This is a genomic window from Ensifer sp. Root127, from assembly GCF_001425225.1.
GTDB classification, from domain to species: domain Bacteria; phylum Pseudomonadota; class Alphaproteobacteria; order Rhizobiales; family Rhizobiaceae; genus Ensifer; species Ensifer canadensis.
On record NZ_LMDX01000008.1, the window covers coordinates 82,762 to 105,520 of the forward strand.

The following is a 22,759-nucleotide window of genomic DNA, read 5'->3' on the forward strand; positions in this document are numbered from 1 at the left end:
ATGGCGGGGACCCAACGCCATACCATCGGAGAGGTTACGCTCAATTACCGTATCGACGGTGAGGGCGAGCCGCTCATCTGCATTCACGGCGTCGGATCTTATCTGGAGGCGTGGTCGGGGGTAGTCGAACGGCTGAAGGATCGCTTTACGATCCTGACTTTCGATTTGCGTGGCCACGGCCAGTCAAGCCGGGTCAAGGGGCGATACGAGATCGACGACTTCGTCAACGAGACGTTGGCTCTGGCCGATCAGGCGGGCTTCTCCACCTTCAATCTCGCGGGCTTCTCACTCGGCGGGCTCATCGCCCAGCGTCTTGCCTTGACCCATCTCGGCCGACTGCGCCGGCTTACGCTGCTTTCGACGGTTGCCGGACGAACGTTGGCCGAACGGGAGCGCGTGCTTGAACGCCTGGCGGCACTCAGGGCGGGCACGCCCGCTGATCACCACAACGCGTCGCTGTCGCGCTGGCTGACCGAAGACTTCCAGGAGCGCAATCCCGAGATCATCGCGAGGCTACGATCACGCGATGCCGAAAACGATCCGGATTGTTATGTCGCTGCTTACCGGGTGCTCGCCGAGACGGATTTCGGCGGCTTCCTTGACCAGATCCGTTGCCCGACGCTGATCGCAACCGGTGAGGACGATGCAGGCTCCAATCCTCGGATGGCCCGGTACATGCACGAGCGCATCCCCGGGTCCGCACTCCGGATACTGCCGGGCCTGCGCCATTCCATTCTTGTCGAAGCGCCGGAGCTCGTAGCGACGTTGATGGCCGATTTTCTGAGACAGGGGGAAAAAGTCGATGGATGAGGCGCTGCAGGCGAAGGGCGAGGCCGTGAGGCGTAGGGTGCTCGGCGACGACTATGTCGATCGGGCAATCGGCAACAGCGACGCCTTCTCGCGTCCCTTCCAGGATCTTTTGAATGAGTATTGCTGGGGGACAGCCTGGACGGACGAGGGGCTCGATCTCAAGCAGCGCAGCCTGCTCAACCTCGGTATGCTGGCGGCTCTCAACCGCATGCATGAATTCGCCATCCATTTCCGCGGCGCGATCCGCAATGGCCTGACCGACGAGGAACTTCGTGCGGCACTCGTCCAGATCGCGATTTATTGCGGCATTCCCGCGGGCGTCGAAACCTTCGGGATCGCGCGGACTGTGCGTGACGAGATGGACAAGAAAGAAGAGCGCTGACTTCCACGGTTATTAGGAAAGGGCGGCTCCGCGCTGCCTCGTATCGCCGGAAGACAGAAGGGCGCTTGAGAACTCAAGATCACCCCTATGGCAGGAAGAGGACCCTGCCCAAACCAGAACGACAAGAGGGAACGACCGAATGAACACTTTCGCCAGATTGACAGCGGCGGCCGCATCGATGGCCATATCATTCACGGCGCTTCCGGCCAATGCCGGAGCCGTGCTCGAGCGCGTGCTCGACGCAAAGACCTTGAAGGTTGCAACCGACGCCAGCTGGGCGCCGCAGTCCTTCATGAACGACAAAAACGAGATGGACGGTTTCGACATCGATGTTGCCAAGGAAATTGGCAAGCGCCTCGGTGTCGGCGTCGAGTTCGTCACCCCAGGCTGGGATATCATCACCGCCGGCAACTGGCAGGGCCGCTGGGACATGCATGTGGGCTCGATGACGCCGACCAAGGAACGGGCCAAGATATTCGACTTCCCGGCCGTCTACTACTACACGCCGGCGGCGGTCGCTGTGCACAACGATAGTCTCGCCGTCACGTTGATCGACCTGGACGGCAAGGTCGTCGGAACGACGGCAACGTCGACCTTCGAAGCTTACGCGAAGCAGGAACTGACGCTCGATGCCGCGGGGGCTCCCGCCTTCGAATACGCGTTCAAGCCGAAGGAAGTGAAGTCCTACGCCAACTCGACAACGGCCTTTGACGACCTGCGCCTCGGCGACGGCGTTCGCGTCGATGCGGTGGTGTCGTCGCTGCCGAGTATTCGCGATGCCATCAAGGCCGGATATCCGATCAAGCAGGTCGGCGATCCGGTCTTCTATGAGCCATTGGCCGTTGCCATCGAGCACGGTGACAAGGAGCTGAACGACAAGATCGCCGAAGCGATCAAGTCGATGCAGACCGATGGCACGCTGAGCAAGCTCTCGGAAAAGTGGTACGGCGTCGACTACACGGTCGTGAAGTAGGCTTGTCTACGTCTGGCGGTCCGGGTTGGTCCGGATCGCCTTTTTGTCCAGAGGGACTAACATGCTCTATCCGGATACCGTTGACTCCGAAATTCTCGTCCACAAGCCTCCGTTCGTGGCGTCGGTTTTCGCAGCCGTCCTGGTCGTCTTCATGGCTTTCAATCTGACCGGGACAACGATGGGCGAACTGATGCGCCCGGTGATAGGCGAGCCGCTGGAGAGCGGCTTCTACGGACGTTTCGCCATTGCTCTTGTCGTGGCGGCGCTCTTCTGCCTGAACATCGTGCTCATCGGCTTCGCCAGTCTCAGGCTGCAGATCGCCATCGTCTGGATGGAGCTTCTGGTGTTGTTTCTCGCCTTCTTCCAGACCTTCCACCTAAGCCTGCCCTTTATCGAGGAGAAGCTGCCTTTCCTGATCGCGCAAGGCCTTGTGACGACCGTCTATGTCTCAGCCGTTTCGATCTTGATTGCCTCGCTCATCGCAATCCTTGGCGCGGTTGCGAAACTTTCGACCAACGGTTTCGCCTATGCGATCGCAAGCTTCTACACATCATTCTTCCGCGGGCTCCCGCTTCTGATGCAAGTCTATCTGATCTATCTGGGTCTACCCCAACTTGGCATCATCATCGATGCGGTTCCAGCCGGCATCCTGGCGCTTTCGCTCTGTTACGGCGCTTACATGACCGAAATCTTTCGATCGGGCATTCAAAGCATCGACCGCGGCCAGTGGGAAGCGTCGCGTTCCATTGGCTTTGGCTTCGGGCTTACCATGCGCAAGATCATCCTGCCGCAGGCGCTGCCCGTCATCATTCCGCCGACCGGCAACCAGTTCATCTCTATGTTGAAGGACAGTTCGCTCGTCTCCGTCATCGGTGTCTGGGAACTTATGTTCCTCGCCCGCACGCTTGGGCAAAAGAGCTTCCAGCACATGGAAATGCTCATATCCGCCGCCATGCTTTACTGGATCATGTCCATCTGCCTCGAACTCATCCAGTCCCGCATCGAACGTCATTACGCCAGGAGCAAGGTCCGATGAGTGCTGAGACTATCATCGACGTCAGGAACGTTTCCAAATGGTACGGTGCCTTTCAGGTCCTGACGGATATCAACCTGACGGTCCGCAAGGGCGAGCGCATCGTCGTCTGCGGCCCTTCCGGCTCCGGCAAGTCGACCCTCATCCGCTGTTTCAACCGCCTGGAGGCACACCAGGAGGGTGAGATTGTCGTCAACGGTATCAGCCTGCACAGCAAGATGCGCAATGTCTCCGAAGTGCGGCGCAACGTCGGCATGGTGTTCCAGCACTTCAATCTCTTCCCCCACATGACTGTGCTGATGAACTGCATGGTTGGGCCGATGTGGATCAACGGTGTTCCGGCAGCAGAGGCGCGGGCGCGGGCGTTGACGTTCCTGGAGCGGGTGCGTATCCCCGAACAGGCCAACAAGTACCCGGTGCAGCTTTCCGGCGGCCAGCAGCAGCGCGTGGCAATCGCACGCTCGCTTTGCATGCAACCGGCGGTGATGCTGTTCGACGAGCCGACCTCCGCACTCGACCCTGAAATGGTTTCGGAGGTTCTCGACACGATGACAAGTCTTGCCCGGGACGGCATGACGATGGTCTGCGTTACCCATGAAATGGGGTTTGCCCGAGCTGTTGCTGACCGGGTGATCTTTATGAATTCCGGTCAGATCGTCGAACAGGGGAGGCCGAAAGAGTTCTTCACTAACCCTCAGCATGAACGTACGAAGCTGTTTCTTAGCCAGATCCTCAAGCATTGAGCGTGAAATAGCATCGATCGATTCAACTCTACTCGACAGAAAGATGCCTGTTTTACATCGCACTTACATGCGCCAGAGGGTTTTCAGCAGCTACGTGATGACGGCACGCTGTGTGTGGGCATCACACCAAGTGGCCAGGATCGTTTTTCTCGCTCTGCCTGAGTTCAGGTGTGCTAAGAAAGACAATGAAGTCAGTACGCGACTGAAATACCCTGCTTCCGCCGAAGGCGACCCCTTGTACATCCGATGTTTTCATTTTTTGCTTCGGAATGTATCGGCTGAAAGAGCGCGGCGATTGGCCGGCTAGCTGATCTTCCGGGGACGCCCGCCCTTCGCGCCGTTGGCTCGGCTTGCCTCGATCTTCGCGGCGGACCGAGATTGCCCGCCTCGGCGCTGAGCCTCCATGAACTTCGCAGTTCCGAATATGCCCTTCATTAAACCGAGGATGGTGAAATCCACGTCTAAGGTTTCCCAATGCAAGCCAGTTTCGCCCAAAAGCTCGACTTCCGCCAACTGGGCAGGCGTTGCATTCTCCAGGCCTTGTATCGATCGGGCAGGCACCATGAAAGCTGCGCCGTTTGTGAAATCCACGACAATGCGGCTGGAAGGTTCATCGAAACGGACCGAAGATGGGATCGGGGCGCGTGCACGCTCTGCGTCCCCTTTCGAGGTAGCTTCTCGGTAGTGACGATCTTCAAAGATGACTTCACCCATGAATGCTCTCCCATTTTTCGATGAACAAGCGCTGGTTTGCCTGGACAATAGTGAGAGCCACGCTCAAATCTCGCTTTTTCATCCCCCGGTTCGATAATACGGTGAGATCGAGAATGTTGATACGGGCTTCACCGTCTCCGTAGACATGGGCGTGCGCGGGTTCGTGGTCATTTGTGTAAATGATAAAATCGCATGCCAGCGGCGCGGAGAACGGTGACCATGAATCAACATAACCTAACAACTTGGGTTATGCAAGATCTTTAGTCCTGGCCGCGGATCGCGTAACCTAAACAAGCAAAGCACGCGCCATCACGACGACCCGCAACGCGCTCCTGATCACGACCTAGACCCCAAGATCTTTCGCACCTTTTGCCAGACTTCATCGAGTGTCGCCATCACGGCCGAGCATGGCCGGCGCCCTGTCTCGGAGCAGGCGAATTCCTGGAAAATGGGTCTGGTCAGCCATTGATGTCTCCCGCAAACACAGCTGCGGGGAACGGTGCGCATGCTTCCGAGAGCCAGGATGCCGCCGGCAGTGATGAAGATTGAGCTGGCGATCATGCTCCGGTCGGGACGCTAGCGCCAAATAATGCTGCCCGCAATCACCGATGCCGGGATGGCGGCATACCGTAACGACGCTATTCCAGCGAGGGTAGCGATCCGCGTCGCCTGCACCAGCATCCAGTTCGCAACGGCGGCGTCCTGTCCGCTCGATCCGCCTGCCGAACTTTTGCCATGCCGCCGTTGATGAACCGCCACCATCGTCTCGCTCGGAAATGCATGTGAGGCGGCCTGTCGCTGTGAGCAGGTTTTCGAACTATCCCGCCCCTGCCTGAAGCCTGTTGCGTAGATCGTCGATCGTTTCGCGGAGGATATCTAGGGCCTTCGCGTCAAGCGCTACCGCATCGCCGATGCAATGCATGACATGATCGGCCTGCCCCTGCAGAGCGCGGCCTTTCTCCGTCAGGTGCAGAAGCACCTCGCGTTCGTCCCGGGGGTTGCGCGTTCTCGTGATGAACCCGGCAATGTTCAGGCGCTTGAGCAACGGCGTAAGCGTGCTGGAATCAAGGAAGAGATTGTTACCCAGCTCCTTGACGTTCTGCCCGTCGCGTTTCCAGAGCGACACCATGACCAGGTACTGCGGGTACGTCAGGCTCAGCTTGTCCAGCAACGGCCGGTAAAGCTGGGTGAATGCGTGGCTTGCGGAATAGAGGGAAAAGCAGAGCATTCCGGCGACCCCGGGATGGTCGTCTGGCTTCGTCATGGCGATCTCCTTTCCAAACAGATAAATCGTGCACGATTTATTTGCAAGCGGTTGACAACCACGTTTCGGCAGCATAATAGATTGGACACAAATGAATTGCACACAAATAAATAAGACCTAAACCGAGATCCGAACCACGAAGGAAGTCGTCATGTTCAAACTCGCCGCCACCGTTGCCTTTGCCGCCGCCCTCCTGTCCGGCAGTGCACTCGCCCAGCCTGCAAAGCCCACTGTCGTTCTCGTCCACGGCGCTTTCGCCGACTCCTCGAGCTGGAATGGTGTGACGAAGATCCTTCAGAAGGACGGTTACACAGTCGTTGCCGCGGCCAATCCCCTGCGCAGTGTCGCCGGCGATGCGGCCTATGTTTCCGACATCATCTCGAGCATCACAGGATCTGTCGTCTTGGTCGGGCATTCCTACGGAGGCCAGGTGATCTCGACCGCTGCCAATGGCAAGGACAATGTCAAGTCGCTGGTCTATGTGGCAGCGTTTGCTCCGGAAGCAGGGGAAGCAGCTGCCGATCTCGCCGGTAAGTTCCCGGGCGGAACGCTTGGCCAAGCGCTCGCCGCTCCGGTCAAGCTGGCAGATCGCGGCGTCGATCTTTCCATCGACCAGGCGAAGTTTCATGACCAGTTCGCCCACGACGTTTCGATTGAGGATGCGGCATTGATGGCCGCCGGCCAGCGCCCGATCACTGAAGCCGCCTTGACGGAAAAGTCCGGTTCGCCAGCCTGGAAGACGCTGCCCTCCTACTTCATCTATGGGGACGGCGACAAGAACATCCCTGCGAAGGCACTCGGCTTCATGGCCGAACGGGCAGGCTCAAAGCACACTGTCGTGATCAATGGTGCATCCCATGTGGTGATGGTGTCGCAGCCCAAGGCAGTCGCGGACCTAATCGAAGAGGCTGCACAGTAATCTTTGCAAATTGCTGGTGATCAAAGGCCGCCATCCGGAAGGGTGGCGGCTTTGCCGTAAGAGCACGGCTCAACCAGTCACGTTCGCGAAAATCCATCGGTGTCAGGATGTGCGGCATGCCCAATCGCAACTCACCCAAATCTGCCAATTGCCGAACTCCGATGATGGCTTTAGCGGAATTGAGAGACGTTCCTGTCTCCGGCGGTCGCTGATTTTGTACCGCGACAGTACCGCTTCGCCGGCGGTTCAAATTAGTGCTTGCCAGCCAAAACGCGGATAATTATAGTCCGCGTTATGGCGCATATGACGGCAGGTGTGGAATACGGGCTGCATTGTCTCCTGTGGTTGGCAAGTTCGCCCGGAACGCCGCTGAGCAACCGCGACCTGGCGGATTTTCAGGGAATTTCCCCTAGTTTTCTGGCGAAGATATTTCCGAAGCTGGAAAAAGCGGGGATCGTATCAGCTTCCGAGGGTATCAAAGGGGGATATCTGCTCGCAAAGCAGCCTGGAAATATCACGGTTCTGGAGGTTGTTGATGCGATCGAAGGTAGGAAGCCCTTATTCGACTGTCAGGAGATCCGTGGTCGCTGCGCCGTATATCGGGAGCGGCCGCCGTCATGGGCAACGAAAGGCGTATGCGCAATCCACGCGGTGATGTTGCGCGCGGAAAAGGCCATGCGGGATTCCCTTGGAAGCGAGACGTTGGCCGACATTGCCGGCGACTTAAGCCGCAAGGCGCCGCCGGAATTTTCTGACGAAGTCCGTAAATGGCTTGCCGACAGGACGAAGGGCCGGACCCGAAGCGGTGCAATAGAAGACGGAGCATTGTCCTGACGGGCTGGAAAAGCGGACATGGGTTGCGGCTGGCAATTGCGGCCGGGCTGGCAGAGATGCGGCCGGCTCGGGAAGATGAGGATTTAGAGTGATGAAGGATATATTCATCTTGGCCGGCAACGGCACCCTTCACTCGTCGGCGCGTATTCGGTCGCAGTGCGGCAAGGTTAGCGCGCTGCGCATGGTAGCGCCTACAATCTGCCGGAGTTGATGAGATGGGCACCCCAGCTGTCGTTGCGGATAGTCCGCTGGTTCTTGTAGTCGATGATGACGAAAATGTTCGCAACTCCCTGCAGGAACTCATCGAATCGGTCGGCCTCGACGTCGCCTGTTTCCCTTCGCCCCGCGAACTGATGAGCGCCGGCCTTCCCGACCGGCCCGGGTGTCTGGTGCTCGACGTCCGCATGCCGGGCGCGAGTGGCCTCGATCTGCAGCACCAACTCTCGACGCGTGGGGTAACGAAACCCATCATCTTCCTCACGGGATACGGGGACATACCGATGACCGTGCAGGCCATGAAAGCCGGGGCCGTCGATTTCCTGACGAAACCCGTGCGCGACCAGACGCTGCTCGACGCCGTGATTGCCGGTATTCGGCGGGACGTGGAGCAAAGGGCACAGGCAGAAAACATCCACCAGCATTCCACCCGATTTGCGACCCTTACCCCACGCGAGCGGCAAGTTCTTCGAGAAGTGGCGCGCGGGCGCCTCAACAAGCAGATCGCTTTCGAACTCGGCATCAGCGAGATCACCGTGAAGCTCCACCGCAGCAATATGATGCGCAAGATGCGAACTACTTCCGTCGGAGAACTCATCCGTGCATGGGATTCACTGCCTTCCAGCCTGCGCGAGAAGCCGCAAGCGTGAGCTTGCGGCGGCGCCGTCGCGCCGCTTTACGTCCATTCTCATTTCTTAAAAAAATGTTTAGTCGCGGCGCACAGCGCCGCGCGATGTCGTACTTCACTTTTTCGCCAGATACGTGAAGACTGCGAATTCGCTACAAAACTTTGTGCAGCCGATCATGAGCTGAAGCCGTTGCTCTTAACGAACTGCGATGGGGTGAACTCAGTCAGGGCGCATCCTAATCACCCGATCTATCATACCTGTACTCTGGGACTAGATGGCCGATGCATGGGTTCGATAGGCCGGCGGGCCGCCGTGATGCATTCTCCTGACCGGCCGAAAAGGCTCTAACTGGAGACGTAAGATGCGCGATATCATCAAAGCTCTCGCGCTCGCCGCAGCGGTGGGCACCATAGCTACCGCGTTCGCACAAGCAGCCGATTCCCAGGACAAGCCGACAATCGTGCTGGTGCATGGCGCGTTTGCGGAGTCGAGCGCGAACGACGTGATCGGTGCACTGGCGGTCAACACCGAAACAGCCAGCGGAAATGCGAATGTGACGGCCTCGGTCGACCTCGCCGCCGTCGCTCCGGAGGCAGGTGAATCCAGCGTAAGCCTTTCGGGAGAATTTCCCGGCAGCACGCTGGCCGACGCGTTAACGACGACTACGCTGCCGGAGGGCGGCAAGATCTCTACATTCGGCCGGACCGGTTCCACGATCAGTTTGCCGCCGATGTGCCCGAATACTCGGCGCGGCTGATGGCAGTTCCTCAACGTCCCGTGGCACAGGTCGCCGAACGGTCGGGCGTCGCCTCGTGGAAGACGCTGCCTTCCACGCAATTTGCGGTTCCGCAGATCGCAACATCCCGCCGGCGGCAATGAGATTTATGGCGAAGTGTGCGCTTACCTTGAAGACCCTTAGCATTCAGGGCGGGTCACATGCCCTGACGGTCTCGCATCCATCGCCTCGCTATCGAGGAAGCAGCCTCCGCGAAGTAACGCCGGTGCGCAACCCGCAAACCCGAATCAAGCTAAACTAGGAGATTGAACATGAAAATCGTCGTCATCGGAGGCACAGGCCTCATTGGATCGAAGACCGTTGAACGGCTTCGCAAGCGTGGCCACGAGGTGTTGGCTGCCTCTCCGAATTCGGGTGTAAACACAGTTACCGGAGAAGGCCTCGTCGAAGCGTTGGCCGGTGCGCAGGTCGTGATCGACCTGGCGAACTCGCCAAGCTTCGAAGAAAAGGCCGCCATGGAATTCTTCGAAGCGGCCGGCCGCAACCTCTTCGCTGCAGAAAAGACTGCAGGCGTTCGCCATCACGTAGCGCTGTCGGTCGTCGGTACCGACCGCATGCAGGCGATGGGGTATTTCCGCGCCAAGCTGCGGCAGGAGGAGCACATCCGGAATTCCGGCATTCCCTACACGATCGTCCACGCGACGCAGTTCTTCGAGTTCGTGGGGGCCATCGCTCAATCGGCGACCGAGGGAACGAATGTTCGCGCGCCCACGGGCGCTTTCCAGCCGATAGCAGCAGACAATGTCGCCGATGCCATGGCCGATGCCGCTCTGGCCGAGCCGGTGAACGGCGTAATCGAGATCGCCGGTCCGGAGCTAGCCCCTATGAACGAGTTCATCGCGCGTTACCTCAAGGCTACCAACGATCCGCGCACCCTCGTCGCTGACCCTAAGGCCTGTTATTTCGAGATCGAGATCAATGACCGGACACTGGTTCCGGACGACAGCGCCCGCCTCGGCGCGATCCACTTCGAGGATTGGCTACAGTCCCCCGCCGCCCAGAAGAAGTAAGCGCCCGCGCATATTCCATTTGGGTTCGCCGTCCCGGCAGACCTCTGCTCACCGACCCTAACCGCAGCCCTTGTCTGGCATCGACAACGCTATGGCTCCGGTGGCCGGCGCCATAGCGGTTCTAACCAACACCGAGATACCCGGCTGTGCCGACGAGCGCTGTCAGGAGGAATCCATGCGCATTGAAAAGCTCTATCCCATGACGTCGGCTGATGTTGATCGATGTCGCCGCGACGCTGCAGGCTGCTGCCCTGACGCTTTCCAATCCGGGGATCGAATTGGCCGTCGTCAGCGAGGAAGGCGGCAAGGCGGCGGGGGTGCTCAGCAAATCCGATCTCATTCGCTGATGAGTCGCAACATCATTTCCTGCAGCTCGGGCGACGATTTGCAGGCCGCATGGCAGGTCATGATGGAAAACCGCATCCAGAACATGCCGGTCCTCGGCAACGATGCGAAACCGCTCGGTGTCCTGGATATCCGCGACGCGCTGAGAGTGCTGCTCTTCGAGCAGGAACAACTGCAGGAACATATGTTGGCGAACTACATCGCTGGCATTGGTTACTAATCGCCGGATCTTGGGACGATCGTCATGTTTCAAGCATATCTGATTGAAATCGCCGCTGCGCCGCTGGCATGGCTGATCATTCTTGGCCTGACCGGAATAGCCGTGTGGAAATTCATCGGTCCGACGCGCTCCAATCTGCGGCTTGTGGTGCAGATCATCTTCTTTACGGCCATGACTTCCGTCATCGTTCTCGCAGATATTCCGCTTGGTCAATCGCAAGGCCTGGGTATTGGCGACGAGCAGGCGGCTTTCATCGTCTTCGCCCAGTTGCTGTGGTGGCTCCATCTCTCTTGGGCCGTCATCGGGTTCGTGCGGATCTATCTGGTTCTGGAAGGTAGGCCACGCGAGGCCCGTTTGCTGCAGGATATCGTCGTCGGCGCGGTTTACATGTGCGTCACGCTCGCCGCCCTCGCTTTCGTTTTCGGCGCCCCTGTTGGAACGCTGATTGCGACTTCCGGCGTCATAGCCATTGCGCTCGGCCTTGCTCTTCAGAACACACTCGGCGACGTATTTTCCGGTGTCGCTCTCAATCTCGGGCACACCTATGTGCTGGGCGACTGGATCCTCCTTGAGGACGGCACGGAAGGACGCGTCATTGCAAGTACCTGGCGCTCGACGCAGATTCTAACGGGCGCCAACAATATCGTGGTCCTGCCCAACAGCGTCCTTGCGAAGCTAAAGCTGACTAATGTCAGCCGGCCGGATGAGACGCATCTTCTCAAGATGACGGTGCGGGTGGTACCGACGCACGCTCCTTCGATTATCGAGGAGGCCATGCTGACGGTTCTGGCGGGCTGCAATTCCATCATGCGGGAGCCGCCGCCCTTGGTTTCGCTGAGCGGCGTGGATGCAACCGCGCTGGAAATTCATCTGTTTTTCCGGGTGAGCAATCCGATGCTGAGGATGAAGGCGCAAAACGAGGTGATCGACCGCTTCTACCGACATTGCCGATCCGCCGGTATCCAGCTTGCGATGCCGCCCATGGCCACCATCAATGGAACCCCGTCGAATGAAACAGCCAGGCCACCTGATGTGACGCTGCAGGAGGTCATCGATGAAAATCCAATCTTCTCCGGACTGACGCGATCCGAAAGAGAAAAATTGGCCCAATCGGGCATAGAGCGTGAATATCGCAAGGGGGATGTCATCGTCTCCCAAGGACAGTCGCTGCCCTCGATGACGATTATCCGCACCGGCGTCGTATCGATGCAGCATGACCAGCAGGAAAAGCGGCGCCTTTCGGCGGGCGACTTCTTTGGTGAAACCGGGCTCCTCGCGGGAATGCACGAAGCTTACACGCTGCAAGCGCTGACGCGGATCGCCGCCTACGAGATCGACCAGAAGAGTTTCGCGCGCCTGATCGCCGACCGTCCGGCGATTGCCGAGGAGGTCGCGGCGATGCTATCCGCATGTTCCGGCGACAACAGCCAGCTTCCGATGGCAGCGGCAAAACACGAACGGAGCGCCTCCGCTTTCTTGAAGTCGATCCGGACGATCTTCAGCACCTGAATGTCGGCCGCAGGCCGAAAACCATCGAAAACACCAAAGAAGGACGAGACCATGGGCGTGAAACTCTTTTACGCGCCGGGCGCCTGCAGCCTGGCGAGCCACATCTGCCTGATCGAGGGAAACATTCAGTTCGAAGCCGAACGTGTCGATTTGAAAACGAAGATTACCGCGTCGGGGGATGATTTTCGCGCGGTGACCGCCAAGGGATATGTGCCGGCGCTGATGCTCGACAGTGGCGAAGTCGTCACCGAAAATGTTGCGGTGTTGGCTTATCTAGCGGGAGAACTGCCGGCGCTCGACGTCAGCGGCGAGTTGGGCCGTACCCGGCTTATCGAGGTGCTAGCCTATCTCTCCACGGAAATCCACAAGAGCTTCGAATCCTTATTTCTGGGTGCCAACACGAAGGAACACGCCAAAACTAGCGCCTCCATCACCTATCGCCTTCAGTATCTCGCCGACCATATGCGTGACGAATACCTGTTCGGCGATCATCCGAGCGTGGCCGATTTCTATCTGTTCGTGATGATGAGCTGGGCCAAGATCTTCGGCGTCGAAATCCCGGCGCCGCTGCTTGCGCTCGATAGGCGCCTGCTGGCGCGGCCTTCGGTCCAGGCCGCGTTGAGGAGTGAAGGGCTCGCCACCTGACAACCGCCCGCGTCTCTCCAGACAGGCCTTTTAGGCTCCGCCGCGTCAGCGGCGGACGTCTGTCCGGCGCTCATAGTGGGTACGCCTCAGCCGCGTTTAAGGCCAAAATTGCCTTGCGAATCTTCGCCCTATCCTTCGGAACAGGTGTTTTTGTCGCAAGCTCCCATATACCTTTCTCATAAAATAGGCCGTAGTGCTGTCTCGCTCTAAGACGCACCATGGCAATTCCTAGTGCAATGGGGTCGGGTTGAGGCATGTCGAACTCCGCCGGAACGTCGGGGATGGATAGTAGTGGTGGATCGCAAGGCCCACCCGATATCGATGCCCTACAGGCGGCGAAGCTGGTCGAGCGGATCACCGGCAATGCCTGGGCCGCCGATGCCGCGGGCAAACTTATCTATGTGACACCGGCCGCGCTCGCCTTTTTCGGCGCAAGCCCGGAAAGCCTCAATTCGCAGCCGGATAAGAATAGGTTCGACTGGAGTCGGGTCATCCACCCGGAAGATTACGATGCAGCCGCTGTCGCATGGCGCCGGTGCTTGCAGACGGGCGAGCAATACACTGTCGAGCACCGAACGCTGCGTGCGACCGGAATCTATGGCTGGGTGCGCAGCACCGGGCAGCCGATCCGTGACGGGGAGGGCGCAATCGCCGGATGGTGCGGCACGCTAATCGACATCGCCCTCCCCGAAGACACCGATAGCCCGCATGCCGGTCGACCCGCTCGGGACCCCCTTTTGTCGATGGACACGGTACATCCGCACGACAGGCTAACCGACGAGCAGGCGGCTGCGCGAGCCTTCTTTCACGGCATCCCCCAGATCAGAAGCTACCGCCAGCTTCAGGCGGATAGCAGCTACGAGCGGGTTGCGTTTCGTGTGGAGCCGGATCACGGGATCAGCATCGAAGTCGATCCGGCTGTGGCACGCCAGGCCGAGTCCTGGATGACCGCAAGCTCGTTCGGTGAGACGGCTGATGCGGTCCAGGCCGCTCTTGCCATCGAAAAGCTCTATGGCGGCGCTTGGGCGATCGACGTCACCGGACAATTTACCTATGCAACTCCAGCGGTGCAGACCTCTATCGCGATGACGCTTGAGGATCTCAACCTTCTGCTGGATGGCAAATCCTTCCTGGAAGGCGGGCGTCAGGGCTGGCAGCGCGGCACGCATCCCGACGATAGCGAAAGAATGGGAGAGACAGTACGACACGCGCTCAGGACAGGCGAGCATTGGAACTTCGAATGCAGGATCCTGCGTGCCAACGGCGCTTATGTCTGGCACTGGGCTGCAGCCCGCCCGACGCGTGATAGGCAGGGACGTGTTACCGGGTGGTATGGAACTGCATTGGACATCGACGTGTATAAGAGAACCGAGGCTGCACTCCGCGAGCGCGAACGGCAACTGCAGCAGCTTATCGACACCGTGCCGGCGCTGATCTGGAGCGCGATGGCCAACGGAGCTCCGACCTATGTCAACAAACCCTTCACGGAAGTCACCGGGGCCACGCTCGAAGATATGATCGCGCCGGATCAATCGGCTTCGCTCGGCGTCGTTCACCCCGAGGACAGGGCGGCGGCGCGAGAGGCTTTCCTACATTCGGTCGCGACAGGCATCCCGTATATTCAAAGATACCGTCAACACCGTGCCGGCGGTGACTATCGCTGGACCGAGACGCGGGCCGAACCGCTGCGGGATGAATTGGGCACGATCGTCCAATGGTGTGGCGTGAGCTCCGACATCCACGACCTCATAACCACCCAGGAAGCGCTACGCGAGAGCGAGCAACACCTCCAGCAACTCGTCGAAACGCTGCCCGCGTTGGTCTACTGCGCCTTGCCGGATGGCAAGCCGATATATCGCAGCCAGCGGCTCCGCCAATATCTCGGTTTCAATCTCGAGGAAACGGATGGTCTCGGAAAATCCCGACTGGAAGGCACGCTCGACGCCGTGATCCATCCGCACGATCTAGCTGCCGTGAAGGAACGGTATGCCCATTCGCTAGCGACCGGCGAGCCCTATTTGCTACGACATCGCCTAAGGCGCTTTGACGGCGTGTACCGTTGGGTGGAGACCCGTGCTTCGGCAATGCGCAATGGTGACGGCGAAATCGTTCAGTGGAACGGCATCTGCCTGGATATCGACGATCAGGTCCAGACCCAAGAGGAGTTGAGCCGTGCCCAGGAAAATCTCGCCCGCTCAAGTCAGGCCGCCAGCCTGGCAGAATTATCAGCCTCAATCGCGCATGAGGTGAACCAGCCGCTTTCGGCAGTGATGAACTATTCCAGCGCCTGCCAGCGCTGGCTCACCGCCGAGCCGCCCAATATCGAACGCGCCCAGAAAACGCTCGATCGCATAGTTCATAGCGCCAATTCCGCAGCAGATGTCGTCAGCCGCATTCGCGCCCTCTTCAAGCAGTCGACGGATAAGCGTGACAGTTCCGAGCTTGGCGCCGTCGTCAGGCAGGCGCGTGACCTGCTTGCAGAGGAGGCGGGTCGGCGACGCATCAGGATGGATATCGAAGGCGAGAGCGGTCTCCGGCTCGTCCCATTCGACCGGGTGCAGATTCAGCAAGTGTTGGTCAATCTCATGCGCAACGGCATGGATGCGATGGCTTCCGTTTCGAACGACCGTGTTGTCCAGATCCGCGCCTTCCGGGCGGGGGATATGGTGCGCGTTGAGGTCAAGGACAGGGGGCGAGGCGTCCAGTTCCCCGACAAGATTTTCGAGCCGTTTTTTACAACCAAAGATCAGGGCATGGGCATGGGCCTCGCAATTTCCCGCTCGATCGTAGAATCGCATGGCGGTCAGTTATGGGCAGAAAAGAATGAACCGAGCGGCGCGAATTTCGTGTTCACCCTGCCGCTCGACGTGGCGAAGATGCCATGAACCAATAGCCTGCCATAGGGAGGAACGGTATGAACAAGTCTGTGGTAGCGCTCGTCGACGACGACCCGAGCGTGCTTGCTTCATTGGCGGAACTCCTGGAATCGGCGGGATACGAAACCCGCAGCTTCCTCTCGGGCGAGGCGTTGCTCGCTTCCGGGCTTAAGGGCGTTGACGTGTTGATTACCGATATCGGGATGCCCGGTACTGATGGATTCGAACTCCGAGATCTTGCCCGGCAGCAGAACCCGCAACTGCCGGTATTCCTGATCACGGGGCGCCATGAAATCGCCGATCAGGACCGCGCACGCTGCATTGACGGGTTTTTGCGAAAGCCTTTTGCAGGGCACACCCTGCTTGCGGCCGTTCGCGATGCCCTGGACGATCGACAGTGCTGATCAGAATCCACGCTTTGGCATAGCTCCGTCCGCCCGGGCATCGCGACTGTCTTATCAAACAACCAACCGGGTGGAGGGGGCGCAAATGTCTGTTTACATCGCCGGTCGCAGAGTTTCGCGTGGGAGCGCAACACGCTCAACGCGGCCGTCTGTTTTGATCAATCGCAATCACGCCCTATTTTCGGGACGCCCTTTTAAATGCCAGCTCAAGCAACACTGAATCCTCGCGTTCGTAAACGAACAAGCCAGCCTACCCTATTCTCTAGTGTAGCCTATCCTCTCCCTTGACCCCAATCGACTGCTCAGATGCCCCCCAATACACTCAGCCGCATGGGCCGTGCCCGGCACGTTCCAACCCCGCAGAACAGGAGCGCATCATGACGCAGGCAGAAGCAAATCCCCGTACGATGGGGCAGGAGGAGACAATCATGAGCTTGGATAACACCCTACGTGGCGGCCGATCGGCAACCGAAGAATTGGTTCCATCGCGCTACGCGGTGAAGGTCGGCGAAATTGAAGTGCTGGTGATCAGCGATGGAGTGCTACCCCTTCCAACCGCGATGTTGGGACACAATGCCGACCCGACGGAACGCGCCGCATGGCTGGACAATATGTTCCTGCCGCAGGAAGCTTTCGACTGGGCGCTGAACGCGGTGGTGGTGCGCAGCGGCGTGCAGGTGATCCTTATCGACGCCGGTCTGGGGCTGGATCCGGAATTGAACCTGCCGCGGGCCGGGCAATTGGTGAAGAGACTTGAGAGTGCCGGCATCGACCTCGGGTCCGTGACCGATGTCGTACTGACCCACATGCATATGGACCACGTTGGCGGGCTGCTCGTCGAAGGCGTCAAGGATCGGTTGCGTCCGGACCTGCGCATTCACGTTGCCGCCGCCGAGGTTAAGTTCTGGGAGGCGCCCGATTTCACGCATGTCAACATGCCTGCCGGCTTTCCGGATGCACTTCGTGCGGCCGCCAAACGGTTCGCCAAGGAATACCATGACCAGCTGCGGCTGTTCGATGAGGAACACCAGGTGGCTCCGGGCGTCGTCGTCTCTCGCACCGGCGGCCATACCCCCGGGCACAGCGTGGTCCGCGTTGCGTCCGGGAACGACCGGCTGATGTTCGCCGGCGACGCCGTGTTCGCGGTTGGCTTCGAGCACCCCGACTGGTTCAACGGCTTCGAGCACGATCCTGAGGAAGCTGCCCGTGTTAGGGTCCGGCTTTTGCGAGAGCTGGCGGCGACTGGGGAACTGCTGGTAGCTACTCATATGCCGTTCCCGTCGGTCGGGCACGTTGCGGTTGACGGCGACGCCTTTCGTTGGGTGCCGGTTTTCTGGGACTATTAACCGAATATTGACCTAGCCGCCAATCAAGCGACCGCATGCGATCGGACATCCTTGGAGATCGCGTGCGGTTCTTCGCGGCACGGTGCTGATGCGCCGCGCTCTCCCCAATTTTTTGCCCTGCAGCAGTCAGGAAGAGGTTGTGACATGATTGCCATGGAAGCACGCATCGTCGCCGGCACTTCGGTTCCGGGAACGCCGCTCGTCGGCCGAGCGATCGATTATGCGCGGGAGGCTTGTGAGCCCTATCTCTTCAATCACGTCATGCGATCCTGGCTGTTTGCCGCAAAGATCGCCGAGCTGCAGAACATAACGCACGACGCCGAGGTGCTCGCAGTCGGCACGCTGTTGCATGATATCACCCTGAATGAGCGATTTGCAGGGCCCCGCCGTTTCGAAGTGGAAGCCGCCGATCTGGCTCGAAAGTTCGCGACGGAAGCCGGACTCGATGGACGGCGTGCCCAGCTGATCTGGGACAGCGTCGCCCTCAACTCGACCCCCTCGATCGGGCTCTACAAGGAAGCGGAGATCGCACTTTGCACGGCAGGAATCTGCTTTGATGTTGTGGGCCTCAAATACAGCCTCATTCCCTCGTCCGAAGTGCGGGCGATCATTGCCGAGTTTCCCCGGCTTGGGATGAAGAAAAAAATGACCGCATGTTTTTGCCACATCGCCAAAACGCAGCCCGAAACCACCTACGACAATTTTGTCCGGGATTTCGGCGAGCGCCTGGTTCCCGGTTACAGTGTCCCTTCCTCGGTCGATCTCATCGCCGAAGCCCCCTTCGCTGAATGATGCAGCGATATCGGCTATCATTGATGCCGATGCTAAAAACCGGCAGGGGCGTAGCAGGCGCCTCAAAGGCCCAGAGTTGATGTGGCCTCTCGTCTCCTGCTTCTCCGCACGTTTGAGTAGTCGCCACCACAGATCGGACGACAGGAAAATCTTGGAGTGCGTCGGCTTTACGGGGCAAAGCGGCGTGGCCACCTTCATCCTTCGTGCACAGCCGTTTAGCGTGAAGGGTCGCGCAGGATAGGCTCCAAATGTTCTCGTTTCGATTGACCGGTGGATCGAGGGCCATACCGCCCTAGGATCCACCGGTCAGTCAACCCAACGCCTTAGGTCGGATCCTAATCGCCGTAGGGATCAGTAGTCCCACCAAGCCGGGACCCAGCGATAAAGGTCGCCGGCGGCTGCCACACGACCGACCGACGGGAACGGCATGTGCGTCGACACCAGCCAAGATCCGGTTTCCGCCAGCTCTTTCATAAGACGGAGCCGGACGCGGGTTGCTTCCTCTGGGTCGTGTTCAAAGCCGTTATGCCACTCAGGATGGTCGAAGGAAACCGGGAATAGGGCGTCGCCCCCGAACATAAGCCGTTCGCCGCGAGACGAGATCCGGACCACGCTATGCCCTGGGGTGTGGCCGCCGGTGCGTGCGACAACCACCCCCGGCGCCACCTCGGACTGCTCATCAAAGGTGCGCAAATGACTGCCGAACATGTCCATGAACTCGAGCGACGCCTTGCGTGCCAGATCCGCAAGTGCCGGTGGCATGGCCGTAAGCGAGAAATCGGGTGACTTCCAGAATTTGGCTTCTGCCGCGGACACATGGACGCGCAGATCTGCACGCATCCTCTCTTTCACGCCTTCGACGAGCAGCCCGCCAACATGGTCGAAGTGCATGTGCGTCAATACAACGTCGGTCACGGATTCAAGATCGACGCCGGCGGCTTCCAGACGATGGCCAAACTGTCCGGCTCGGGGGAAGTCGGGGTACTCTTCGCCGATACCGCTGTCGATGAGAATCGTCTGGTCGCCGCTACGTACCACCACGGCGTTCAACGCCCAGTCAAAGGCTTCCTTCGATAGAAACCTTTCGTCTAGCCACGCTCCACGTTCGGCTGGGTTGGCATTGGTGGCCATTGACTCGGCTGGAGGTGTCAGCATCCCATCGCTGATAACCACCACTTCGATCTCACCCACCTGAACCGCGTAGCGTGACGGAACCAGTTCGTCCGGCGTCGGTCTTTCCTGCTGGATGATTTTTCGGGGGCTGATTTCTGCTTTCGACATATGCGCTCCTGTTTTCGCAATTCATACGTGCCGGTCGGGCTACATCAGGGAATCTAGTTTGGAGCGTTTTAGCAGTCGACCTACACATGAGTATGGGGCGGTCACGCTCATCCCGCCCGGACTCAAGGAACACAGCCAGGTCTCCTGGTTTGCGTCCGAAATCTCATAATCTTCCGACCGGAACCGGAGCGGAACCGCGGCGTAGTCTCGCCTCCTCGTGCATGTTGATGGATGTCGATACGAGAACGCGGGTGACCAGCGATGTAGGAAAACGGACCTAGGAAGATTCGTTTTTTGAGGATCGATACGGACGATCAATCGTCGGCGCGGAAGGACTGCTCCGGAGATAACGCGGCGGCTCAATGCCGACGGATGCCCGTTCTCGTTCAGGTCTTCGGCGTGGGCAACTCTATTCCCCCTGTTTCCGGCAGCCACCGTCGCGGCGAACTGCCAGCAACTCGTCGAGTCGCGAGGCAACCCAAATCACGGTCATCGACCCCTGCGCGAAGCGATAGCCGAACTCGAAGTCTTCTGTCTCAAGTCTAGCATGAACATGTCGGACAACGGCTGAAGCTACACAGCCGCAGTGATCACCCGTCTTCGTGACCGCTGCAATCGGTCCCTGACCGCGCTGCCAAACCGCGGAGATACTGGCATGATCAGTTCAATCGCTCATCTTCGCCGGAATTTCCTCGCCCGGTACTGGGGTAATGTCGGGCGCTTCTTCCGGGACATCATCAGGTCCCGGCTCCTCAATTGGGCGATCTGGGTCGGGCAGCGAATCGGGCGGAGTATCTGGTGGAACTTCCTCGGGCCTTTTCGGGTCTCTGGGGCCTGGGACGGTAACAACCTGGGGCTCCGAGGGCGTCAGGCCTGCCGGGCCGGGCATCGGAATTGGTTCAGTAGGTTTCGTGCTCACGATGGACTCCTCCTCAGGAGGGCAACTGATACCGCGCCGTTTTTGTTCCGCAAGCAGGGAGGCGAGGCATGAGCGCCGACCCCGCTTCATGCTCGATGGCCACACCATGTGCGTCGGGCTCGCATTGAGGCCATGCCAAGGTGCCGTCGGGCTCATATTGCGTCGTCCACCGCCATACGCTCGGCAAGCATCTTGCGCAGTATCCTAGTCGAGCTCAACCCGGATTACGCGGATGTCGCGGTTCGCGCGTAGCGAAAGCGCGCCCATAAACCTGACGAAGAACCAGCATGAGAAATCTTTCCCATCCGTGCCGGTGGGACCAGAGAGGCCGCCATCGCAGCCCCTCTTTATGGTCATGTCACGGAGATACGCGGCCACCCCCAGACGTTCCCTTGAGCATCCACGGCAGAACCGCGGGCGCTTCAACAAGAATCCCCTTCTTCTTCGCAAACGCACAGAGCGTATCGCGCGCGACACTGATGGGCTTCAGCCCGTCGTGAGCCAGGTAGCACGTCTTCAAGGTCGCATCGTGGATAACATCCTGATCTCCTTCGGACCACTCCTCAAGGAAGTCGATCGCGTCGGCCAGGTTGGTAATCTCGATGACCAGGTCCTTCCTTTCACTCAGGTAAACTGGTCGATCAAACATCTTCGTTTGCATTTCTACCTCACTGAACTGATTGTTTTTCAACAAGGAAAGCGCTTTGCGCTCGACGAAAATTTATTTTCGACGCCGCGCCAGTTCAAGAGGTCTAGCGCGTTTTTTCGCCAAATCTCGCCATCAGTGCCGCCAGACCCTCCTTGGCGCCTACGCCAAATACGGTCCCGACGCAATCACCATCCCTGACGCTTTGAACATCAAGGAAGACGTGCCTCATCAACATGAAGATGGACCATGATCGCCTCGGCCCACCCGTTTGCCAGCGGTCCGCGGCGAGCGCTCCTCGAAAGCCCGCCCCGTTCGCCGGCTTCGACGAGACGGCCGAACGGAAAACTATACTAGCAAGTTTATTGCGGACGTAGATTAGAGGGAAAACTCGCCGGGCCTGAGGCAAAAGCGAGGGATGCCACAGCTGTAATCATGATCTTCATCGGTAGTCTCCTAGGTTCGAACCTCCCGCCAAGGATTGCGGGAGACTTTGGCCTAGGACTATTGCGGAGACGGCGACATAAGGCAGGTGTCGTATTTCGACCGTTCCGCGATCCGCGACGCCTCCAGGTGGTTAGCGACTTGTTTCGAACACATTGGCCTCCTATACCTCGTCGTTGGCATTGCTATGAGCGCTGAATGATTCGCCGCTCGCAAATGCCTCGTCGCTTTAGACTTTTGACCACGGATGTACTGGCACTGGGCCTTTTTTCATGGGAATTGATCTCAATTTGTTCCTACTCCGGACGAGCTAATTGAGCTTAGACATGCGCGGTATGTCCTGTGGATGTTCGCTGCTCGTTCTCGCGTTTTAGATTTAGCTTGAAGGCGCACCACCTAGTTTAGCGGGTGATTGGTGGTGTCGGCGCTGTTTCTGATCCGAATTCCGGTTCAAACGCCATGATGCCAAGCACGATCCCCACGAGAATGCAGAGCAGCACGATGAAGATGAGGCCGGATTTGTCCATCGCTCACTTCAGGCTCAGAATGCGAGCAATTCGTGGCAGAGCGTGATCAGAGCAGGGCGTCCGCTTCCAGATCCAGCGCCATGGTAGTGGTGACCTTTGCCTCGCGCCGAGAGGTGGATGAATCCCGTAACAATTTCCGCAGGCAGGACAAACGGTAAGTCGCGTGGCCCATGACCACGAAGAACCGGGTCCATGCCCAGGCCTGCAACCAGTCCTCATTCTCTCCAGTGCAGGCGGCGCGCGCCACATGATTTTTGCCTGACGTTCAATTTCATCGGGGGAGCGGTGCGGTACTTTGCGGCAAGGGCCAGCGCGAGAGCCCGGAGGTTTGCGAGAATGTCTCGGTGCTCGTCGGCTGCTTGCGCCTGGGCGTTTAGCTCCGCCAGCAGGCGCTCATCATCGTCGGCCATTGGTGCCTCCATTAAGCGCTGGCCTTCCGATCCAGCGACAATCTCGGGAGCGTGCAAACTTTCAATTTTCTC

Annotated in this window: 24 protein-coding genes; 17 read left to right on the forward strand and 7 right to left on the reverse strand. The window is 59.0% G+C overall.

Going from position 1 to position 22,759, the window contains the following annotated elements; translation table 11 throughout:
- The 5 genes from ASD03_RS11165 (at position 1) to ASD03_RS11185 (ending at position 3,941) form a co-directional block, all read left to right on the forward strand.
- Positions 1–810 carry an alpha/beta fold hydrolase gene (locus tag ASD03_RS11165; RefSeq protein ID WP_057208180.1) on the forward strand — a complete coding sequence of 270 codons (810 nt, stop codon included), beginning with the start codon at positions 1–3 and terminating at the stop codon, positions 808–810.
- The gene (locus ASD03_RS11170) at positions 803–1,192 is read left to right on the forward strand and encodes a carboxymuconolactone decarboxylase family protein (protein ID WP_057208183.1); all 390 of its coding nucleotides are present in this window, start codon (positions 803–805) and stop codon (positions 1,190–1,192) included. The genes ASD03_RS11165 and ASD03_RS11170 overlap by 8 nt, the downstream gene beginning before the upstream one ends.
- A 139-nt stretch (positions 1,193–1,331) precedes the next feature.
- Complete coding sequence (locus ASD03_RS11175) at positions 1,332–2,165, forward strand: transporter substrate-binding domain-containing protein (protein ID WP_057208185.1); 834 nt, start codon at positions 1,332–1,334, stop codon at positions 2,163–2,165.
- Between the two features lie 61 nt (positions 2,166–2,226).
- Positions 2,227–3,201 carry an amino acid ABC transporter permease gene (locus ASD03_RS11180; RefSeq protein ID WP_057208187.1) on the forward strand — a complete coding sequence of 325 codons (975 nt, stop codon included), beginning with the start codon at positions 2,227–2,229 and terminating at the stop codon, positions 3,199–3,201.
- Entirely contained in the window at positions 3,198–3,941 is a 744-nt protein-coding gene (locus ASD03_RS11185; protein ID WP_057208189.1) for an amino acid ABC transporter ATP-binding protein, read from the forward strand. The genes ASD03_RS11180 and ASD03_RS11185 overlap by 4 nt, the downstream gene beginning before the upstream one ends.
- 303 nt (positions 3,942–4,244) lie before the next feature.
- Here the strand turns inward: ASD03_RS11185 and ASD03_RS11190 are convergent, their stop codons facing one another.
- The 3 genes from ASD03_RS11190 to ASD03_RS11200 all read right to left on the reverse strand — a co-directional run bounded on the left by ASD03_RS11190 (position 4,245) and on the right by ASD03_RS11200 (position 5,919).
- Positions 4,245–4,655: a DUF2442 domain-containing protein gene (locus ASD03_RS11190; protein ID WP_057208192.1), complete on the reverse strand. Its 411-nt coding sequence runs from the start codon at positions 4,653–4,655 to the stop codon at positions 4,245–4,247.
- Positions 4,648–4,896, reverse strand: coding sequence for a DUF4160 domain-containing protein (locus tag ASD03_RS11195; protein ID WP_244494625.1), 249 nt, complete (start codon positions 4,894–4,896; stop codon positions 4,648–4,650). The genes ASD03_RS11190 and ASD03_RS11195 overlap by 8 nt, the downstream gene beginning before the upstream one ends.
- Before the next feature lie 576 nt (positions 4,897–5,472).
- Positions 5,473–5,919, reverse strand: a complete 447-nt coding sequence (locus ASD03_RS11200; RefSeq protein ID WP_057208194.1) for a MarR family transcriptional regulator — start codon at positions 5,917–5,919, stop codon at positions 5,473–5,475.
- A 151-nt stretch (positions 5,920–6,070) separates the two neighbouring features.
- Here ASD03_RS11200 and ASD03_RS11205 point away from each other — a divergent pair, with 151 nt between their 5' ends.
- The 12 genes from ASD03_RS11205 to ASD03_RS11260 all read left to right on the forward strand — a co-directional run bounded on the left by ASD03_RS11205 (position 6,071) and on the right by ASD03_RS11260 (position 18,460).
- Positions 6,071–6,838 (forward strand): alpha/beta hydrolase, encoded by a 768-nt coding sequence (locus ASD03_RS11205; protein ID WP_057213550.1) that lies wholly within the window; start codon positions 6,071–6,073, stop codon positions 6,836–6,838.
- 294 nt (positions 6,839–7,132) lie between these two features.
- Entirely contained in the window at positions 7,133–7,672 is a 540-nt protein-coding gene (locus ASD03_RS11210) for an Rrf2 family transcriptional regulator (protein ID WP_057208198.1), read from the forward strand.
- 215 nt (positions 7,673–7,887) lie between these two features.
- Complete coding sequence (locus ASD03_RS11215) at positions 7,888–8,538, forward strand: response regulator transcription factor (RefSeq protein ID WP_057208200.1); 651 nt, start codon at positions 7,888–7,890, stop codon at positions 8,536–8,538.
- A gap of 340 nt (positions 8,539–8,878) precedes the next feature.
- Complete coding sequence (locus ASD03_RS41250) at positions 8,879–9,274, forward strand: hypothetical protein (protein WP_063963300.1); 396 nt, start codon at positions 8,879–8,881, stop codon at positions 9,272–9,274.
- Positions 9,275–9,564: 290 nt separating this feature from the next.
- Entirely contained in the window at positions 9,565–10,323 is a 759-nt protein-coding gene (locus ASD03_RS11225) for an SDR family oxidoreductase (protein WP_057213553.1), read from the forward strand.
- 346 nt (positions 10,324–10,669) lie between these two features.
- Complete coding sequence (locus ASD03_RS40405) at positions 10,670–10,888, forward strand: CBS domain-containing protein (protein WP_244494249.1); 219 nt, start codon at positions 10,670–10,672, stop codon at positions 10,886–10,888.
- 24 nt (positions 10,889–10,912) lie between these two features.
- The gene (locus tag ASD03_RS11235) at positions 10,913–12,397 is read left to right on the forward strand and encodes a mechanosensitive ion channel family protein (protein WP_057208204.1); all 1,485 of its coding nucleotides are present in this window, start codon (positions 10,913–10,915) and stop codon (positions 12,395–12,397) included.
- 51 nt (positions 12,398–12,448) lie between these two features.
- The gene (locus tag ASD03_RS11240) at positions 12,449–13,042 is read left to right on the forward strand and encodes a glutathione S-transferase C-terminal domain-containing protein (protein ID WP_244494245.1); all 594 of its coding nucleotides are present in this window, start codon (positions 12,449–12,451) and stop codon (positions 13,040–13,042) included.
- Between the two features lie 281 nt (positions 13,043–13,323).
- The gene (locus ASD03_RS11245) at positions 13,324–15,927 is read left to right on the forward strand and encodes a PAS domain-containing protein (RefSeq protein ID WP_244494246.1); all 2,604 of its coding nucleotides are present in this window, start codon (positions 13,324–13,326) and stop codon (positions 15,925–15,927) included.
- A 29-nt stretch (positions 15,928–15,956) separates the two neighbouring features.
- Positions 15,957–16,322: a response regulator gene (locus tag ASD03_RS11250; RefSeq protein WP_057208208.1), complete on the forward strand. Its 366-nt coding sequence runs from the start codon at positions 15,957–15,959 to the stop codon at positions 16,320–16,322.
- A gap of 428 nt (positions 16,323–16,750) precedes the next feature.
- On the forward strand, positions 16,751–17,668 hold the full coding sequence (locus tag ASD03_RS11255; RefSeq protein WP_225906472.1) for an MBL fold metallo-hydrolase: 918 nt from the start codon (positions 16,751–16,753) through the stop codon (positions 17,666–17,668).
- Positions 17,669–17,812: 144 nt separating this feature from the next.
- Complete coding sequence (locus ASD03_RS11260) at positions 17,813–18,460, forward strand: hypothetical protein (protein WP_057208212.1); 648 nt, start codon at positions 17,813–17,815, stop codon at positions 18,458–18,460.
- Positions 18,461–18,811: 351 nt separating this feature from the next.
- Here the strand turns inward: ASD03_RS11260 and ASD03_RS11265 are convergent, their stop codons facing one another.
- The 4 genes from ASD03_RS11265 to ASD03_RS11280 form a co-directional block, all read right to left on the reverse strand.
- The gene (locus tag ASD03_RS11265; RefSeq protein WP_057208214.1) at positions 18,812–19,741 is read right to left on the reverse strand and encodes an MBL fold metallo-hydrolase; all 930 of its coding nucleotides are present in this window, start codon (positions 19,739–19,741) and stop codon (positions 18,812–18,814) included.
- Between the two features lie 1,277 nt (positions 19,742–21,018).
- Positions 21,019–21,321 carry a DUF982 domain-containing protein gene (locus tag ASD03_RS11275; RefSeq protein WP_057208218.1) on the reverse strand — a complete coding sequence of 101 codons (303 nt, stop codon included), beginning with the start codon at positions 21,319–21,321 and terminating at the stop codon, positions 21,019–21,021.
- An 830-nt stretch (positions 21,322–22,151) separates the two neighbouring features.
- Entirely contained in the window at positions 22,152–22,277 is a 126-nt protein-coding gene (locus tag ASD03_RS38840) for an exopeptide (RefSeq protein WP_107028007.1), read from the reverse strand.
- Between the two features lie 215 nt (positions 22,278–22,492).
- Positions 22,493–22,687: a hypothetical protein gene (locus ASD03_RS11280; protein WP_146160917.1), complete on the reverse strand. Its 195-nt coding sequence runs from the start codon at positions 22,685–22,687 to the stop codon at positions 22,493–22,495.
- Between the last annotated feature and the right edge of the window lie 72 nt (positions 22,688–22,759).

What these genes read in the sequence shown, in the direction of transcription:
- ASD03_RS11185 (WP_057208189.1), top strand. Translation starts at nt 3,198, where the DNA reads ATGAGTGCTGAGACTATCATCGACGTCAGGAACGTTTCCAAATGGTAC.
- ASD03_RS40405 (WP_244494249.1), top strand. Translation starts at nt 10,670, where the DNA reads ATGAGTCGCAACATCATTTCCTGCAGCTCGGGCGACGATTTGCAGGCC.
- ASD03_RS41250 (WP_063963300.1), top strand. Translation starts at nt 8,879, where the DNA reads ATGCGCGATATCATCAAAGCTCTCGCGCTCGCCGCAGCGGTGGGCACC.
- ASD03_RS11265 (WP_057208214.1), bottom strand. Translation starts at nt 19,741, where the DNA reads ATGTCGAAAGCAGAAATCAGCCCCCGAAAAATCATCCAGCAGGAAAGA.
- ASD03_RS11190 (WP_057208192.1), bottom strand. Translation starts at nt 4,655, where the DNA reads ATGGGTGAAGTCATCTTTGAAGATCGTCACTACCGAGAAGCTACCTCG.
- ASD03_RS11255 (WP_225906472.1), top strand. Translation starts at nt 16,751, where the DNA reads ATGAGCTTGGATAACACCCTACGTGGCGGCCGATCGGCAACCGAAGAA.
- ASD03_RS38840 (WP_107028007.1), bottom strand. Translation starts at nt 22,277, where the DNA reads ATGGACAAATCCGGCCTCATCTTCATCGTGCTGCTCTGCATTCTCGTG.
- ASD03_RS11275 (WP_057208218.1), bottom strand. Translation starts at nt 21,321, where the DNA reads ATGCAAACGAAGATGTTTGATCGACCAGTTTACCTGAGTGAAAGGAAG.
- ASD03_RS11205 (WP_057213550.1), top strand. Translation starts at nt 6,071, where the DNA reads ATGTTCAAACTCGCCGCCACCGTTGCCTTTGCCGCCGCCCTCCTGTCC.
- ASD03_RS11170 (WP_057208183.1), top strand. Translation starts at nt 803, where the DNA reads ATGGATGAGGCGCTGCAGGCGAAGGGCGAGGCCGTGAGGCGTAGGGTG.
- ASD03_RS11225 (WP_057213553.1), top strand. Translation starts at nt 9,565, where the DNA reads ATGAAAATCGTCGTCATCGGAGGCACAGGCCTCATTGGATCGAAGACC.
- ASD03_RS11200 (WP_057208194.1), bottom strand. Translation starts at nt 5,919, where the DNA reads ATGACGAAGCCAGACGACCATCCCGGGGTCGCCGGAATGCTCTGCTTT.
- ASD03_RS11260 (WP_057208212.1), top strand. Translation starts at nt 17,813, where the DNA reads ATGATTGCCATGGAAGCACGCATCGTCGCCGGCACTTCGGTTCCGGGA.
- ASD03_RS11210 (WP_057208198.1), top strand. Translation starts at nt 7,133, where the DNA reads ATGGCGCATATGACGGCAGGTGTGGAATACGGGCTGCATTGTCTCCTG.
- ASD03_RS11235 (WP_057208204.1), top strand. Translation starts at nt 10,913, where the DNA reads ATGTTTCAAGCATATCTGATTGAAATCGCCGCTGCGCCGCTGGCATGG.
- ASD03_RS11240 (WP_244494245.1), top strand. Translation starts at nt 12,449, where the DNA reads ATGGGCGTGAAACTCTTTTACGCGCCGGGCGCCTGCAGCCTGGCGAGC.
- ASD03_RS11215 (WP_057208200.1), top strand. Translation starts at nt 7,888, where the DNA reads ATGGGCACCCCAGCTGTCGTTGCGGATAGTCCGCTGGTTCTTGTAGTC.
- ASD03_RS11245 (WP_244494246.1), top strand. Translation starts at nt 13,324, where the DNA reads ATGGATAGTAGTGGTGGATCGCAAGGCCCACCCGATATCGATGCCCTA.
- ASD03_RS11280 (WP_146160917.1), bottom strand. Translation starts at nt 22,687, where the DNA reads ATGGCCGACGATGATGAGCGCCTGCTGGCGGAGCTAAACGCCCAGGCG.
- ASD03_RS11165 (WP_057208180.1), top strand. Translation starts at nt 1, where the DNA reads ATGGCGGGGACCCAACGCCATACCATCGGAGAGGTTACGCTCAATTAC.
- ASD03_RS11175 (WP_057208185.1), top strand. Translation starts at nt 1,332, where the DNA reads ATGAACACTTTCGCCAGATTGACAGCGGCGGCCGCATCGATGGCCATA.
- ASD03_RS11250 (WP_057208208.1), top strand. Translation starts at nt 15,957, where the DNA reads ATGAACAAGTCTGTGGTAGCGCTCGTCGACGACGACCCGAGCGTGCTT.
- ASD03_RS11180 (WP_057208187.1), top strand. Translation starts at nt 2,227, where the DNA reads ATGCTCTATCCGGATACCGTTGACTCCGAAATTCTCGTCCACAAGCCT.